This window comes from Clostridium saccharobutylicum DSM 13864 (assembly GCF_000473995.1).
Classification (GTDB): domain Bacteria; phylum Bacillota; class Clostridia; order Clostridiales; family Clostridiaceae; genus Clostridium; species Clostridium saccharobutylicum.
On sequence record NC_022571.1, the window covers coordinates 3,498,156 to 3,514,758 of the forward strand.

The window sequence follows — 16,603 nt, forward strand, 5'->3', positions numbered from 1 at the left end:
TAGTTAACTTTTATTTTCGTATGCCTAATATCTTTTGTGCTAGCTGCTTTCCTAATTCAATATGATTATCCTTACTTCCTAAAATATCCTTTTTAACTATTTCCCCATTTAAATCATATATTCCAATCATGTAAAGATCATTTCCTTGAATTTCTGAGTATGCTCCAATAAGACTATGACAATCTCCATTTAGCTCTCTCATAAAACTTCTTTCAGCTTCTACTGTTAATTTTGCTTCTTTATTTTCTAATTTCTTTATATATTCTCTTACATCACTATTTTTTAAGCATTCAACACCAAGCGCACCTTGAGCTACAGCTGGTAAAAATACTTTTGGATCAAAATATTCTGTTATTATATCTTCTTGGTTTAATCTCTTTAACCCAGCGGCTGCTAATATAATTCCATCTAAATTTTCACTCTTCATTTTTTCTAATCTTGTTTGAACATTTCCTCTAATTGAAACTATATCTAAATCTTCTCTAAGAAGTTTAAGTTGAGCAGCTCTTCTTATGCTGCTTGTTCCTATTTTAGCTCCATTTTTCAATTCTTTAAATGGTATATTATCTTTTGAAATAAGCACATCTCTAATGTCTTCTCTTTCTGTTATTGCTGTAATTTCAAATTCTTCACTTAATTCATAAGGTACATCCTTCATACTATGAACTGCTGCACTTGCTCTTTCATCTAAAAGTGCAATCTCTATATCCTTAACAAAAAGTCCTTTTCCTCCTATCTTAGCTAAGGAAACATCTAATTTTCTATCTCCTTCTGTAACTATAAGCAGTTTTTCGCTATCTATATTAAAATTATCTTTTAGACTTTTCATTATTATCTCTGTTTGGGTTTGAGCTAACTTACTCTTTCTTGTTGCAATGACTAATTTATTCATTAATCAACATACCTCCATTCTTCTTGTTTTTATTTTTCATTGAGTAAATACTCAACAACTTCTTTAGGAAACTTACTTTCTAAGTCTTTTTTAAAATTCCCTTCATTAAATGATGTTATGAAATTTTCAGTTCCAATAAATTGCAATACTTCATTTTTGTATGTGGGTAATTTTTTAACTCTGTTTCTTATCTTAGTTGTAAAACTAATAAATTCATCATATTCTAACAACATTTCTTTAATTTTATTAGATACTAAAATTGCCCCTTTAGGATTTCCACCTTTGGTATTTAATGCAAAACTAATATTTTCAGTACTCCTTTCAACTGGAACTACTCCCATGCCATCCATAAAATTAGAAGAATCTATGTATATCTTATAATTATCATCACAATATTTTCTTATCATAATTCTTAATTTTTCATCATCTACAGCAATTACAATAAGATGCTTATCTTTCAAAAAGTCATTTGTAAATTTTTCTTTTACAAGTTTAACTCTTTCAGGAAACTTTTTAGAAATCTCAATTATTTCTTCATTAAAATTCTGTGATAATACTTCTACATAACATTTATTATTCACAAAATGTTTAATTTTTATTGTACCACCTTTACCAGCACCAATTATGCCAACTCTAAGTTTATTAGATAATAATCCAATATACGAGTAATTACTTATTACATTTTGAATATCTTCTCTATTATCTTTATGCAATCTTCACCACACCCTTTTAATGTTTCTTCCTTCATGATTTTAATTGCTCTATTTATATAAAAATCAGATGTACTCTTAATAAGCTTATTAGCTATATGAACATCTTCTTTGCATTTCGCTTTATTTTCAAAAGTTTGTGCTCTCATCTCATAAACACTATCACCTAATTCTTTCAAGTTTTGAATTTTACTTGATATTGATCTCAGTTTAAGCCATTCACTATATTCATTTAAATATTTAACTAATATGTACTTATTATCTTCCATTTTTTTTGTGCGCAATTTCTTATTATCATCATTTATAGAACTTATTGTATCAATATTATATACTTCTGTTCTACCTAAACTAGAAACAGCTTTTTCTATATCTCTAGGGACTGCTAAATCATATATTAACAATTTGTGACCATATTCATTTATGTCCTCTTTTTTCACTACTGGATGTGGTGCTGATGTACAACCAATTATACAATCTACTTCATTTATATATTGGTTTTTTTCTTGAAAACTTATCACCTTTATTCTATTATCTTCTATCTCATCCTTAACTTTTTCATTTCTAACAACTAAGTATACAATATCTACTTTATGAGAAAGCAAATATTTAATTACCAACTGTCCAACTTCACCATATCCAAGAACCATAATTTTCTTACATCCATTATTAATACTTTCATTAACCACTATTGATGCTGATGATACCGGAATTTCAAAAAGTTTTGATTCATTTCTAAACTTTTTGCCACATGTTATAGCTTCTTGAAATAATCTATGTAATTCTAATGAAACAGAATTTTCTTCCAAAGCTATTTCATAAGCATTTTTAACCTGTCCTAAAATTTGGTCTTCTCCTAATATTTTTGAATGAAATCCACAACATACCTCAAATAAATGCCTGCACACGTCTTGATCTTTTGTCATAAAAATATATTCTCTATATTCATAATTCCAGCCAAATATCTTAAAAATTTTTTTTAATAATTCTTCTTCGCATAAAAAAGCATTAAAATAAATTTCTGTTCGATTACAAGTTCCTAAAATAACAACTTCTTTTACTATTTTAAGTAATTCCTCTGTATATATTTTATACTTCTTGGGCTGAATTGTAATTTTTTCTCTTATCTCAATTGGCGTATTTCTTTTAATCCCTATTAATCCTATCACTTATTTTCACCTCACAGACTCTTTCCAACAATATTAGTTTAACAGATAATCATTGTTAATTACAAATAAATCGAATCATTTAATTGTATATCCAATATTCTAGTATATCTTATTATTCAACAAAAAACTATTTATTGTCTATTTAGACACATGAAAAATAATAATACAATCAAATATTCTATAGAAAAAAATCAATATATAATACTAAAAATATTTTATGGTATTATATATTGATTCTGCTTAACTTTTTTAAAATTTATTTTACATCCACAATATCAACTTCATACATCTTTTCAACATCTGCATCTTTAGGTACTAGTGCATAATAATTTTGGTCATTATCTAATACAAATTGAATTGCCTCATGATTTTCATCTTCCCACTCAGCCATTGATGCCAATGAATCATATACTGAAGAAGATACCCATGCATCAGCAACTTTTCCCCAGAATCCATCTCCTGATTCTCCTTTATTAATTCTATACTTATCATTGTTTTCACTATTATCACTTTCATTTTCCACTTCTGATAATCAAGACCCAAACATCGCCATAAAAGCCCCTGCCAGCACTTTATTCGCTCTTTCTATCGCTTCATTAATCTCTGCCTGCTCCAACTCCAATAACTACTTCTGCTACTAAACATATTTCTTCTGCTACTGCCACAACTGCACCTACAACACTACTTACCAAATTTCCAATACTAAAATCCATACTTATTACACCGCTTCCACAAATGAAGCAAAAGTTTTTCTACAATTTCCATTCTTTATTACGTTATTTCCTTTAATATGAAAATCACCTTCTATTGAAACTCCGTTTTCTGTATTTCCTTTGATCATTAATATTTGGCTTTGAGCACTTATGTTTATGTTATTTGGTGTTGTTATGGATATTCCTCCGCCCGCATTTAAATTTAATCCCGCTGGACTTGTAAAAGTTACTCTGTTTCATCTTCAAAGCTTACACCTAATGGTGCTTTACTTCCACTTGTTATATTTAAGGCTCCTGAAATCATTGCTATTTCACTTCCACTTTCAGTATGAAAATATCTATTTGCTGGATCTGATGTTTCTTCACAAATGTATCCATTTTTTTCTTACGCATCCTGTAAACATCGGATCTTCACTGCTTTCCTTTAGAAAATATAATCTTGCACTTTCGTTAACTAATAGCATTGAGTACATTATGTTTACTGATGGTAGTGCATAATCAAACCAGCAAGCTTTTCCTTCTAACGTCGCTCCCTTTAAAAGCTTGTTGTAAATTATAGTTTACCATACTCCTTTTTTCTGAATAGATTGTACTTATAAAATACTTCTTCCTTATCTTTATACTCTTATATATAACTCTTTTTGCTTATAATATATGTCTGATCCAATTTCTAAAATATCTCTTATTTTTACTTCATAATAGAAATAGTCCGTATCATTGTATCCTGCATCATATCCAACAACTAGAGCAAATTAATACTTTTATAAAATCTGAAACTTTTCCTGAATCAATTAGAAATAACATTGAGTTAATTGATTTAATTGCTGGCATAGGACCGCTTAACAGCTATTACTTTAACCGCTGAAATAGGTGATATCAATGTTTTTCGAAAACTAAAACACCTTGTTGCTTTCTTTGGTATCGATAGCTGAGTTAATGAATCAGGTAATTTTAATGACGATGATAATAAAATTTCAAAAAGAGGAACTCGAATCGGTCGAAGAGCATTATATGCTGTTTCATTAGCCTCTATTCATAACAATCGTAATGGAATTTCTATAAACAAAATCCTATTAGACTGTTATTACATAAACATGAAAGGCAGAAAGCATAAAATTATAAACTATATTTTTGCTGTTCTCCGAAATCAAACTTCGTTTGAGCAAAGAGATCCTAGAATACATAAACAAATATTTTTAGAAAATAGCTCTTTAAACAAAATCTCTTAACTACATTCCAATTTTTGTAACCGCTTGTATTTTAAAATGGTTTGGTTGCTATACCCTTTTTTAAAAAATATTTTTTAAAATTCACTTGACTATTATTAGCTGTTTTTTAAACATTACACAATCTTTTCCATATACAATCCAGCTTAATCTTCTGGATAATTACCAACATAAATTTGTGTAACTTCATCTTTATCTAAATCTTGTTTTGTTCCATCAGTAACATCTATTTGCATTTATATATGCTTAATAGGCATTCTTAAAATTAAAATTGATATTGAAATCACAATAATCAAACCCAATACACATTTAATTATTTCCTGCATTTTTAGACTTAACGTATTTTGTAGGATAATTATCTGCATCTTCTCTCCTAAAATTAATTCCCGATGTTAACCTGACCTTGTCTTAAATCCAAAATTTAAAATTATTATTATTTATATTAGAATAGGACGATTGTCCTCAATGTTATTCTTATTCTGGTGTTGGATCACAACTCCCATCAGCCTCTCTATCGACTATCTTTACTCATTCATTTGCAAAACTTGTTTCATCTACAACTGTAGATGAATTGCACAATCTAAAATATGTGTGCAAATCTCAAAATGTATCTTTATAAATATATCCTAAAATTCCACTTACTTTTCTTGCTTATTGCTGTGGATTGCACTTTAATCTTAATATAGAATGTTTCTATTTTTTATATATTCTTACTTCTACTTTTTAGTTAATCAACGCTTGCGATATAGCAAATACTTACTTTTTATTTTCTAAATAAATTAATTCATCATCATCATCAATTATCATTCTTCTATATTTAGCTTCAGATGAAAAAAGCATTCTTGAAGCCTTTGGCAATATCGGTTGAAAATATTTTTTTAATTTTCTTAAATCTTCATCTGAAACTTCATCAATTTCCTTTGTTAATTGCAAATACGCTCCATCATCACTTAATTTTTTAACTAAATATACAGGTGCTTCTTTCTTAATTTTTTCTATTCCTCCCAATAACTCTACATGCTTTTTGCTTAAATAATTTCCCCAACTATATCCTCTAAAATATTTATCAAACTTCTCTGAAGCATTCATATAATCAAGCCCAATATATCTTTCGTGTGCACTAAACGAACTATAAGCCCCTACGCAATCTAATGTGATAAATCCTCCTACACAATCTATATTTGACAACACCATCTCTATTAATTTTTGATATTCCAAGCAAACATGTTGTGAATTATTTTTTGCACAAGTCCATTTGTTTACTGAAAACTCTATAAGACTTGCTCTTTTAGCATTTTCATTATTAGATAGAATATTAATATTAATAAGTTCTGGAGGTGTATATGCCTCTGGACAATCAATTCCTTTCATTTTTGCCTCAATCATTTTTTCATCAAAATGAACAAAACTTATTTTTTCCACCTTCCCTTTATTAATTAAGATTTTAGTTTTTTCCCAATCAGAAGTCTCATATTTATATTTCTTCTTGTTCAAATTAATTGAATATCTCAATTCTTTGTTTATTGGTTTTACTATACTATCTACAAATTCCTCTACAATACTAATTACAACTGACCCCCTAGTCAGTAAAGAATCATATGTTGAAATACATCCATAAATACGCCTGCCACATTCTACTATTTTATTCATAATTTCACCTCTTATAAATTTATGGTACTGGTACTAAATTCCTCGGAGGAAACAATCGAGATCCCTCAGATATTATTATATATGTAACTAAAGCTGCACCCGAAAGCCCAGTTGCCACTTTCATTCTTTCCCAAAAGTCTTTTGAATGATCTGTTGGATAATCATAAGAATCTTCTGATATTTGTGATGAACTAGATTCTTTTTCATTTGCTGTACTTGTTTCTCCTTGTTCCTGTTCTTGGTCTTGTTCATGCTTTCTATTTCTTTCCCAATAGTATAACATACCAGGCTTATCAATGTCTGATGCAACTACAATATCTGTTTTATCATCCTTTGGAAATGAAAATTGTGTTATAAATTTTCCATTATAAGCATTTCCAGTAGGATAATTGTCAATATATCTTTGTAACTGTTCTTGAGAAGCATCAGATCCTATAGATTCTTCATAATTTCTTGTTATTATTGATTTTATTTCCCATATTTCCCCTGTTCCTGTATCAACTACATCAGCTCTACCGTCTACACCATATCTACCTCCATTTGGTATAAAAATTTCGCCTTGCAAATTAATGCTATCTTTGAACTCATTAGGTCTATTAGTTAAAATATATTGTTGAACAAGATAATGATCATATCCAAACCAATTAGATGTAGATAATATAGCTGCAATTATTCCAGTATTACTGTTATCATAATCATCACTTTCCGATCCTAATTTAAAAGAACCAAATTCTGCTATAAAAGCTCCAACTAACAATTTAAATTCCTCTTCAATCAGTTCTTCAGCATCTTCAGCAAAATCTTCACAAGCATTTGAAATCGCTGCTGCTGCTCCAATAACTGCTTCTGCTACACTTGAAAATGCATTTCCCATGGAAGATACTGCAGTTGCTACTGCTGCAACTGCTCCTACAACAGCACTTACCAAATTTCCAATACTAAAATCAATACTTATTACACCTCTTCCACAAATGGAGCAAAAGTTTCTCTACAGCTTCCATTTTTTATTACATTATTTCCTTTAATATGAAAGTCACCTTCTATTGAAACTCCATTTTCTGTATTTCCTTTAGTCATTAGTATTTGGCTTTGAGCACTTATGTTTATGTTATTTGGTGTTGTTATTGCTATTCCTCCACCTGCATTTAGGTTTAATCCAGTTGGACTTGTAAGCGTTACTCCTGATTCATCTTCAAAGTTTATACTTAAATTTTCTTCACTTCCACTTTTTATGTTCAAAGCTCCTGGAAGCATTGCTATTTCACTTCCGTTTTCTGTATAAAAATATCTATTTGTTGTATCACTTGTTCCTTCACAGGTGTCTCCATTTTTTCTTACGCATCCTGTAACAATTGGATCTTCACTGCTTTCCTTTGGAAAATATAATCTTGCACTTTCGTTAACTAATGGCATTGAGTACATTATGTTTACTGATGGTGGTGCATAATCAAACCAATAAGCTTCTCCTTCATCTTGATTTTCATCTATATTTAAGTGAAGTTTTACCTGTTCATTCTGCACAGCAATAACTTTTCCTTCTAAAGTTGCTCCCTTTAAAAGTTTATTGTAAATTATATTTTGCCATACTCCCTTTTTTCTACATAGCTTGTACTTGTAAAATACTTCTTCCTTATCTTTATAAGCTTCATATTCTCTTATATATAACTCTTTTTGCCTATAATATATCTCTGATCCAATTTCTAAAATATCTCTTATTTTTACTTTATAATAAAAATAGTCTGTATTATTGTATCCTGAATCATAGCCACCAGCTTCGTGAAAACTTTTCAAATCCTTGAAAGCATCATAATTAACATTATCATTTAATTCATATCTGTGATCATCTGGTATTCCAAAATTAAACATGAAATTTGAATTTATTACATCGCAATACAATTCTGAGCTTAATTCGCTTGCAATTCTCTTTAAAAAACTCCAATCTGACTCTTTATATTGAAATAATGGCTTGCCTATTTTTTGCTCTTTGCCGGCATATTGGCTAAAACCATAGCCTGGATAATATGACAGCATATTATTTATTAAATCACTGTATGTCATATCAACATTTTGAAAAGATCTGCTCTTTTTTTCAATATCTAATTTAATACTTGAAGTTAAAGCTTGAATTTCTAAATAATAAATTCCATTTACATTTGTTGTCTTAACGTTTTGAACAATCCCATTGAATAATCTTTTGCTGTTTCTTTCATTAACTTCATTTATATTAATCTTTTCTGTATCATTTCCTGTACTTTTATTTTCATCCTCTGTATTTTCTAATTCTTCGTAAACAATTATTTCATCTTCTGTGGAAGCTTTTATAGTAGAATTGAAATTTATACTCTCATCTATTAAACATTTTAAATATAAATATCCATGCTCATTAGGTTTATTTTCAATTTTTATATCTACTATCTTCGTCAACTCATAAGGTGATTTAACCCTTAGTTTATGAATTTCTCCCATCTATTTTCCTCCTTTTATACTCTGTAAGTTTTTATTTAAGCTTGTCCATCTGTAACAAACTTTATTTTTCCTCCATATGCACATATTAAAATCGAATCTGTTGTTAAAGCTGGTGCTCCATCTACTAAAGTATCTTCCTTAGCATTCATCCATTCTTTCAACACTTTTATCTGACACTTTTTTCCTGTTACTGTTCCACCCTTTTCTTTTTTTAAAGTAACATCTCCACTTGATGGACAGCCACCTCTACATACTCCAAAACAACTTATATTTTCTCCTATCACATTATCATTTTCATTCATCATAGGATTTCCATTTGAATATGCTCCATGACTCACAGGAAGATTTATTCTCTTTTTGTGAGTTCCTTTATCACATTTCATTTTAGCCCCTCTAACTACATATGCTTGTGCCATTTTTACCATCTCCTATTTTTATTAGCCATATTAAGGCACATTGAAATAATTAGCACATCCATCTGTTATTTATTTTCACGTGTCTAAAGAGAATACTAGACAAATATACTAATCTATTATTTTTTATTGTGACTTAATTCTCTAATTTACCTCTAATCTTTCTAAACACATACCTTTAAATTCTCTTCTAAGTAAACTTTCAGCAACATCTAACCTTACTATAACCAAACTTTTTGAACTTTCTTTTATCTTAAAAATTTTCTTTCCTTTAATTTTTTCTTTGTCCAATATGATTTTTTTTACTACCGTCTTATTTAAATTTAATTCTGCATTTTCACTTAAACACTCAACTTCTTCAAATATTGGCATGTAATAATTCTCCTGCCTCTCATGAGGTAAATCTATAAGCGGAGTAGTTTTAAATAAAATTTCTGAATCATACTTTTCAATTATCTTTTTCATTTCCTTTGATATAAGAAATAAATTTCTATCTAAAATATCCAAAAATTCAGTTTCATCATCACATTTAACATTAAATATAACAACATCATCAATCTTATGTGCTTTTAATAAGTTTATATTTCTAACATCAATTGTATTAAATACATCCATTAACCTTGGTACATTTGTATACTCTTCATCTTGCTTTAACAAAAAATAATCCATTTTCCACTCCAATATGTTATCTATAATATTTATTAATTTGCTCTAATTACTTTATCATTTTAGGATATATCATCATAGCTGTATCCATATATTCACCTATCATAATACTTATATCATCTTTCTTTTTAATTTCTTTATATGAACTATCTTCTAAAAAACTTTTTAACAAATCTTTAATTAAATATAAAGTAAAACTATGATATTTATTAGCTTCTCTTAATTTTATAACTTGAATATCTTTCTCTTTTATAGTTCTTCCATATTCTTTTTTCTTTTCTGCAAGTTCTTTCATATGATTAAATAAGGATTCATAAATAAAATCTAAATCAATATTTATTGAACATTCTTCTTTATCCAAGAACCATTTTTCATCATATAAATCAATTCTCCAAATCCCTTTGTCTTCAAGAAGCCTTGTTCTAAGCATTGAAAAATAAATATATCTTATTTCTCCCTTTAGCTCTTTCTCCTGAAGTGAAATAGCCTCTTTGCAGACAGAATTAAATTTTGTAGTTAAATTTTCTTTAATCTCTTCTCTGTTTGTTTTATATTTTTCTATAATTTTTGTAAATTCTTCTTTATATCTATCAACTACATATTTCTCTTGAAACTCTTTTAATACTTTATTTTTATCAGCTTTTATTATCATATTTTTAACATATTCAAAATTTCCATCTAACTTTGAATATTTACTTTTCCTCCATTCATTATTACATCATCCTGTATTGTCATGTTAGCTCCCGCCTGAGTTAAATTAATTCCTGCATCACCTTGGATAGTTACTTTTCCGCCTCCATTTATTGATACATCTCCGCCTGCATTCATAACTATGCTCTTATCACTATTTACTTCTATGCCTCCATTATCAGACAGTCTCATAAGCAGATTTCCATTTCCTATTATTTCTACAGAATCTGGACTCATTACTATTTCTTTTCCATATTTTGTACTCAAGCTTTTTACAGAAGGATCGCTACGTTTACTATCATCAATTCCTTCATAATGCATTGAACTTACTACATATGCATTTTTTTCTTCATTATCTGGAAAATATAGTCTAACTACATCCTCAATTTCAGGCATACAATACCATCCGGTCCCACAATGTCGTCAACTTAAAGAAATATATAAAATTAATAAAAAAAACACTTGACAATAATTAGAAAAAATGAAGCCTCGTTATAGATATTAAATTTATAGCGAGGTTTGATTTTATGAAAAATATTAAATTATTATCCCAAATTTTAAAGAAAACAAATAAATTAATTATTTCCAATGAGTTTAAAGAAGCGTATAGCTTAGGTAATTCATTTTCAAGAAAAAGAAAATTATCTTTTTCTAATGCAGTACATTTTATTTGCTCCGCATTACGAAAATCTATGGCTACAGAAATAAGTAATTTCATTGAAGAGCATACATATTTAGATTTTCCTTGTATATCAAAACAAGCATTTTCTAAAGCAAGACAAAATATTTCCCCTGAAGCATTTAAAGAATTATGCAGATTATTTGTTGATTCTTTTTATAGCTCAACAAACAATTTAAAAAAGTGGAATGGATTTAATGTTCTTGCTGTCGATGGAACCTCTTTGCAAGTTCCTGATACAATTGAATGTGGTGAATATTTTGGATTAAGTAAAAATCAAAATAAAGTACAAACTGCTATTGCGTCGGCGTCAGCCTTATATGATGTATTAAATGATATAATAATTGATGCGTCTGTAACTAAATTTAGAACTAGCGAAAGAGAAATGGCCAAACAACATATAAATACACTTAATAATGAAAAATTACTCAATAATAGCATTGTAATTTTTGATAGGGGCTATCCTTCTTATGATATGTTTGATTATTTAAACGATAGAAATTTATTTTTCTTAATGAGAATATCATCTTCATTTAAGATAATACAATCTATTTCTTCTGAAGATTGTATTTTTGAATATAAATCAAAAGGAGAATTGAAAAAAGTAAGAGTTATAAAAATAAAACTTTCTGCTGACACCACAGAAATATTAGTAACTAATATATTTGATGAAATTATTACTCCTAATCAATTTAAAGAATTGTATTTTCTTAGATGGGGAGTTGAATGCAAATATAAAGAACTTAAAAGTAGTATTGAAATAGAAGAATTTTCTGGAACTAAGCCAATTGCAATTGAACAAGATTTTTATGCATCTATTTATATATCTATGGTTGCAGCACTTATAAAGAAAGATGCCGACGCTGCAATAGCAAATAAAAATAAAGATAAAAATTTAAAATCAGAATATCAAGCAAATAGAAATTTTATATTATGTGACGTTTTGAAGAAGATAATAGTTATGATGGTAAAGCCTATTTCAGGAAAAAGAATATTAGAACATATATTAGAAAAAGCTAAAAAAATACGCTCACAAATACGTCCAAACCGTAATTGTGAGCGAAAAAACAAGCACCCAAGGAAAAAGCATCATTCTCAAAGGAAATCTTGCATATAAGTTTGTAAAAACTAAATATTTCCAAAATTCTACTTTTGCCAGTAGGTTTATTAATTATACCATTTTTTAAGAAATATAGCATACGCTATTCGAAATTTGTAGTAATTTTTTCATTACTATTTTACTAAGTTGACGACATTGTCCGGTCCCATCTGGTTGTGAAAATATAGTTGCAAATTCAAACCATCTTGCACCATCACGTTCGGTTGGACTACCATCTATTTCTAATGAAACCTTAACCCTGTCCTTTTGTGTATCAAGCACTCTGCCTTGAAGAGAAATTCCTATCATTTTGTCATTATATACTCTTTTTACCTTCATACCATTTTCATCTTTTAATATATATTCACTTGTGATTATTCCTCCTTTAAGCTCTGTTTCAACTCTATATACTAAAAGCTGCCTTCCTTTAAAATTGACTTTATTATATAGTTTCATTAACTTATTAGTAGTTATTTCATAGCTCACTAAATTAAAATCACTCAATGCATATGCTTCATTGGAATCTCTCATATTATATTCCTGCAAGTTTTTCTCTATAGAATAGTTAAATTCATCAATATCATAAACTTTGTTTTCTCCAGCTCCACCTATTGAATATTTTATTCCAGTCATTCTACACTCAGGTACTAATACTGAATTAAAATACGATGCTTGTCTTTTTAAAAATTCCCAATCTGTTTCCTTATATTGAACTATAAATTTATTTATTTTAGCTCCATCTGTAGCATTATCTATCATTACAACATCGCCATATCCACTATTTTTCTGTTTAAAAATATCATTGAAAGTAAGATTTTCATCTTGATATGAACCACTAAATTTTCTTATATCCATTAAGAATGTTTTACTTAATCCTTCAATCTCTAGTGTTCTTACATCATTTTTTGCTTTAATTCCAATCTTAGTTACAAACCCATTAAATAAAACAGTTTCATTTCCTTCATCATCTTTTAATGACACATTAATAGTATCCTGTGCTCCTGCTGATTCAACATACTTGTCTATATTTTCATCACTTATGATTCCGCTAATGCAAAGCTTTGAATGTTCATTTAATTCATTAACTACTTTAAGTTTTGTTATTTTTTGAAATTTATAAGGTTCTACTATAATATCTCCTTGAGCATAAACATATTCTTCACTCATTAAATTTCATCTCCTTCATCCTCTTTTACTACTTTTATAGTTTTAAGTCACATTAAAAAAATAACAAGTCCATCTGCCAAGCCTATTTTTCATCCTGCTGTGTTAGCAGATTCATCTAATAGCCTGCTATGAGACAAATCCACTTCCTTGCCTGATGAAAAATAATCATGACATTTTGGACTTGTTATTTTCTTTAATGTTCCTAATAATTTGAAATACAACATCTCTCCATTCTTTGCATTCATTATGAATACAACTAAAGGTTCCCATTAACGTCTTACCTTCAAATTCAAGAAAAAACATTAAATTATATATATAATCATCTATTGCAGAACTTTTAAATTCAAAAAATCCTATATTTTTAGAGTTAACTTCAATTATTCCATCATCATAGAATACATTGGATGGATTAGTTTTTCTTATTATCATTTTCATACCATCCTTTAATTCACCTACACATTCTTCATCTAATGGACTATCAATAATATTTAGTGTTATAACAATACTTCCATCTTCATTACATTTTATTATTTCTGGTCTATTCTCTGAAGGATATTTAAATTTTCTAGCTTCTTCTGACATCTCCTCAAAATCATTAGGAATCCATATTTTTAACTTTTTATCAAAAAAATCTTTTTCCTCAAATTCATAATATCTTTCTCCAATCTTCACAGGACCTTTACAAATATCTTTCTTTGCTTCTCTTTTTTCTGATTCATTTATAAAATCTAAAATCTTTTCATCAACTCGTTCTGACATATACCTTTTCCCCCTCTTATAAATATATAAAGTTTTTAGTTACGATTTCAATTTCCTCATAATTATAGTAATCTCTGTATGTCATGAATTATTATTTTTCACATTTTGTAATTTTCCCATAATTACACATAAATGTTAATGGTTTTTTCATTAAACCTACAAAATAAGGAATAAAAAGAAAATAAATCCCATTATCTATATATTTAAGAAATAATTTATATTGAGTTTATTTTTTTGACATTATAATGACACAATTTATAATTATAATAATATTTGTAAAGTAGTTAATAATTATTATTTACCCCTTATTAAATAATAAGATTATCCTATACAGAGGATAATAAAAAACTAAGTATCAGAACCCCTAATCTGATACTTAGTTTTTTATGTCAACTTCAAGGGATTTTTTAATTTAATTGGAAAATTATTTTAAATAAATGCATATAAAAAAAGATTTTAGTAAATAATTTAATATATATTTTGTTATACATCCAAAAATATATTAAATTATTATTTATAGTTAAAATATGCTGATATTAAAATTTAAGATGGGAGGTACTGTTTAGCTAAATTTATTATCTTTTCATAAATTTTTGCTAACAGAAATATTTATGAGAATACCAAAACATATAGGTATTATTCCTGATGGAAATAGAAGGTGGGCTTTATCTAATGATTTAACCAAAGATAAAGGTTATGATTACGGAATAAAACCTGGTTTACAAGTTTTTAAATTATGTCAAAAAGAAAAAGTTGAAGAAGTAACCTTTTATGGTTTTACTGTAGATAACACAAAAAGACCAAGTGAACAAAAAATAGCTTTTACTAAAGCTTGCATTGAATCCGTTATGCTTTTAACAAAGGAAAATTGTGAAATATTAGTTTTAGGAAATACTGAATCCCCTTCTTTTCCAAAAGAATTATTACCTTTTACAAAGCGAAAAAAATTTGGTACTGGTGGACTAAAAGCAAATTTTCTAATTAATTATGGCTGGGAATGGGATTTAAATCTACTAAAGAAGTCTGATGCTTCAAAAAAAAGAATTCAGCCTTATATACATTCACAAGATATATCTCGAATAGATCTAATTATACGTTGGGGCGGTAGAAGAAGATTAAGTGGCCTTTTGCCTGTTCAATCTGTATATTCTGATTTTTACATTATAGATAATTATTGGCCATCTTTTAAGGAACAAGATTTTTATGATGCATTATCATGGTATGATAGTCAGGATATAACTCTTGGTGGCTAAAAATTATATAATTAATATCTTTAATTAATTATAACAACTTAAAAACTCAATCTATATTTCAATAAAATTTAATGAACTAAGATATTTTAAAATTAATAATTATTATATAGAAAATTTTTCTCTACTTCAGTTAGCTATAAACTAAATAAAATTCCCAGTTATTTATCTTTACGATATGATTATATTATAATTAAAAACATTTTTATTTGTATATGCCATATGGTTCCTCATTGAGAATTTAATATATCACAAACAGAGAAATTTGATATATGTTTGTGTAATAGAATAGGTCTTTGAAAATAATCTGTTTAGAGTGTTAATGTGAGTTTGTTCCATTTACTGCGTGTCACAAAAGTGAGAATCGAAATTTTATATTTCGTTATTCGAACTTTCTCTGTGAGCTTTTATATTGGAAGCATACAAAAATGCGATAATCTCACATTTAGAACCTTTCAGCAAAATTTTCATAGTCCTATAAAACAACTATGTATCTAATTTCGACTAAGCTTCACATAAGCTCTATTCTCATTGCGGAACCCTGTAATTTATTAATTTACTGGAGTGAATATTATGCTTAAAGTTTTTTTATTATATTTAGCAATTGTCAACCTTATTGGATTTCTTGTAATGTTTATAGACAAGCAGCGCGCTATTCATAAAGAATGGAGAATACCAGAACGTACTCTTATAAATATCTCAATTATAGGTGGTTCTATAGGTATGCTTATTGGTATGTCTACATTTAGACATAAGACTCAACATAAAAAATTCACTTTAGGTGTGCCTGCTATACTCATAGCTCAATTTGCTATTATTTTATTTCTGTTAAAAAAATAAAATATATAAAATGAAACCAGAAAATATGCTCATTTTCTGGCTAATTTAAATTTCATAAGACAGATGAAAGAAAATAACAAATCCAAAATGCCATGATTATTCTTTTATTAGGTACTTAAGCATATTACTCAGATAGCACTCAGCGAACGAATGCAAGTCTATCTTCCTATGATGAAAATAAGCTTGGCAGATGGACTTGTTATTTTTTTAAATATGC

16 protein-coding genes and 2 pseudogenes are annotated in these 16,603 nt (G+C 28.0%); 4 read left to right on the top strand and 14 right to left on the bottom strand.

Features of this window, described 5'->3' with window-relative positions; genetic code table 11:
- Nucleotides 1–10: 10 nt before the first annotated feature.
- From hemC to CLSA_RS24470, 5 genes are all read right to left on the bottom strand, one after another.
- The gene (gene hemC / locus CLSA_RS15200; RefSeq protein WP_022747277.1) at nucleotides 11–892 is read right to left on the bottom strand and encodes a hydroxymethylbilane synthase; all 882 of its coding nucleotides are present in this window, start codon (nucleotides 890–892) and stop codon (nucleotides 11–13) included.
- Between the two features lie 29 nt (nucleotides 893–921).
- On the bottom strand, nucleotides 922–1,605 hold the full coding sequence (locus CLSA_RS15205; protein WP_022747278.1) for an NAD(P)-dependent oxidoreductase: 684 nt from the start codon (nucleotides 1,603–1,605) through the stop codon (nucleotides 922–924).
- The gene (hemA, locus tag CLSA_RS15210; RefSeq protein WP_022747279.1) at nucleotides 1,569–2,768 is read right to left on the bottom strand and encodes a glutamyl-tRNA reductase; all 1,200 of its coding nucleotides are present in this window, start codon (nucleotides 2,766–2,768) and stop codon (nucleotides 1,569–1,571) included. The genes CLSA_RS15205 and hemA overlap by 37 nt, the downstream gene beginning before the upstream one ends.
- A gap of 256 nt (nucleotides 2,769–3,024) precedes the next feature.
- A complete protein-coding gene (locus CLSA_RS15215; RefSeq protein WP_022747280.1) occupies nucleotides 3,025–3,291 on the bottom strand; it encodes a hypothetical protein in 267 nt (88 codons plus the stop codon).
- Between the two features lie 195 nt (nucleotides 3,292–3,486).
- The gene (locus CLSA_RS24470; RefSeq protein ID WP_022747282.1) at nucleotides 3,487–3,609 is read right to left on the bottom strand and encodes a hypothetical protein; all 123 of its coding nucleotides are present in this window, start codon (nucleotides 3,607–3,609) and stop codon (nucleotides 3,487–3,489) included.
- Between the two features lie 614 nt (nucleotides 3,610–4,223).
- Here CLSA_RS24470 and CLSA_RS24610 point away from each other — a divergent pair.
- Nucleotides 4,224–4,710, top strand: a pseudogene (locus CLSA_RS24610) (transposase); the annotation flags it as partial.
- A 753-nt stretch (nucleotides 4,711–5,463) separates the two neighbouring features.
- Here the strand turns inward: CLSA_RS24610 and CLSA_RS15220 are convergent.
- The 7 genes and pseudogenes from CLSA_RS15220 to CLSA_RS15250 form a co-directional block, all read right to left on the bottom strand.
- Complete coding sequence (locus tag CLSA_RS15220) at nucleotides 5,464–6,357, bottom strand: hypothetical protein (RefSeq protein ID WP_022747284.1); 894 nt, start codon at nucleotides 6,355–6,357, stop codon at nucleotides 5,464–5,466.
- 19 nt (nucleotides 6,358–6,376) lie between these two features.
- Nucleotides 6,377–7,285: a hypothetical protein gene (locus CLSA_RS15225; RefSeq protein ID WP_022747285.1), complete on the bottom strand. Its 909-nt coding sequence runs from the start codon at nucleotides 7,283–7,285 to the stop codon at nucleotides 6,377–6,379.
- Nucleotides 7,286–7,311: 26 nt separating this feature from the next.
- Nucleotides 7,312–8,823, bottom strand: coding sequence for a hypothetical protein (locus CLSA_RS15230; RefSeq protein ID WP_022747286.1), 1,512 nt, complete (start codon nucleotides 8,821–8,823; stop codon nucleotides 7,312–7,314).
- A gap of 35 nt (nucleotides 8,824–8,858) precedes the next feature.
- Nucleotides 8,859–9,239, bottom strand: coding sequence for a DUF4280 domain-containing protein (locus CLSA_RS15235; protein ID WP_022747287.1), 381 nt, complete (start codon nucleotides 9,237–9,239; stop codon nucleotides 8,859–8,861).
- A 141-nt stretch (nucleotides 9,240–9,380) separates the two neighbouring features.
- Nucleotides 9,381–9,905, bottom strand: a complete 525-nt coding sequence (locus CLSA_RS15240) for a hypothetical protein (protein WP_022747288.1) — start codon at nucleotides 9,903–9,905, stop codon at nucleotides 9,381–9,383.
- Nucleotides 9,906–9,951: 46 nt separating this feature from the next.
- A complete protein-coding gene (locus CLSA_RS15245; RefSeq protein ID WP_022747289.1) occupies nucleotides 9,952–10,554 on the bottom strand; it encodes a hypothetical protein in 603 nt (200 codons plus the stop codon).
- Nucleotides 10,555–10,580: 26 nt separating this feature from the next.
- Nucleotides 10,581–11,006 (bottom strand): annotated as a pseudogene (locus tag CLSA_RS15250) (phage tail protein); the annotation flags it as partial.
- A 113-nt stretch (nucleotides 11,007–11,119) separates the two neighbouring features.
- Here CLSA_RS15250 and CLSA_RS15255 point away from each other — a divergent pair.
- Nucleotides 11,120–12,388, top strand: a complete 1,269-nt coding sequence (locus CLSA_RS15255; RefSeq protein ID WP_022744203.1) for an IS4 family transposase — start codon at nucleotides 11,120–11,122, stop codon at nucleotides 12,386–12,388.
- Between the two features lie 66 nt (nucleotides 12,389–12,454).
- On the opposite strand, the gene CLSA_RS15260 is transcribed toward CLSA_RS15255, so the two are convergent.
- Together CLSA_RS15260 and CLSA_RS15265 are read right to left on the bottom strand one after the other, a co-directional pair.
- Nucleotides 12,455–13,537 carry a Mu-like prophage tail protein GpP gene (locus CLSA_RS15260; protein WP_022747291.1) on the bottom strand — a complete coding sequence of 361 codons (1,083 nt, stop codon included), beginning with the start codon at nucleotides 13,535–13,537 and terminating at the stop codon, nucleotides 12,455–12,457.
- A gap of 165 nt (nucleotides 13,538–13,702) precedes the next feature.
- Nucleotides 13,703–14,296, bottom strand: coding sequence for a hypothetical protein (locus tag CLSA_RS15265; RefSeq protein ID WP_022747292.1), 594 nt, complete (start codon nucleotides 14,294–14,296; stop codon nucleotides 13,703–13,705).
- A 611-nt stretch (nucleotides 14,297–14,907) separates the two neighbouring features.
- Between CLSA_RS15265 and CLSA_RS15270 the strand changes: the two genes are divergently transcribed.
- Together CLSA_RS15270 and CLSA_RS15275 are read left to right on the top strand one after the other, a co-directional pair.
- Entirely contained in the window at nucleotides 14,908–15,549 is a 642-nt protein-coding gene (locus CLSA_RS15270; protein WP_022747293.1) for an undecaprenyl diphosphate synthase family protein, read from the top strand.
- A gap of 570 nt (nucleotides 15,550–16,119) precedes the next feature.
- Complete coding sequence (locus tag CLSA_RS15275) at nucleotides 16,120–16,386, top strand: DUF1294 domain-containing protein (RefSeq protein WP_022747294.1); 267 nt, start codon at nucleotides 16,120–16,122, stop codon at nucleotides 16,384–16,386.
- Nucleotides 16,387–16,603: the final 217 nt, after the last annotated feature.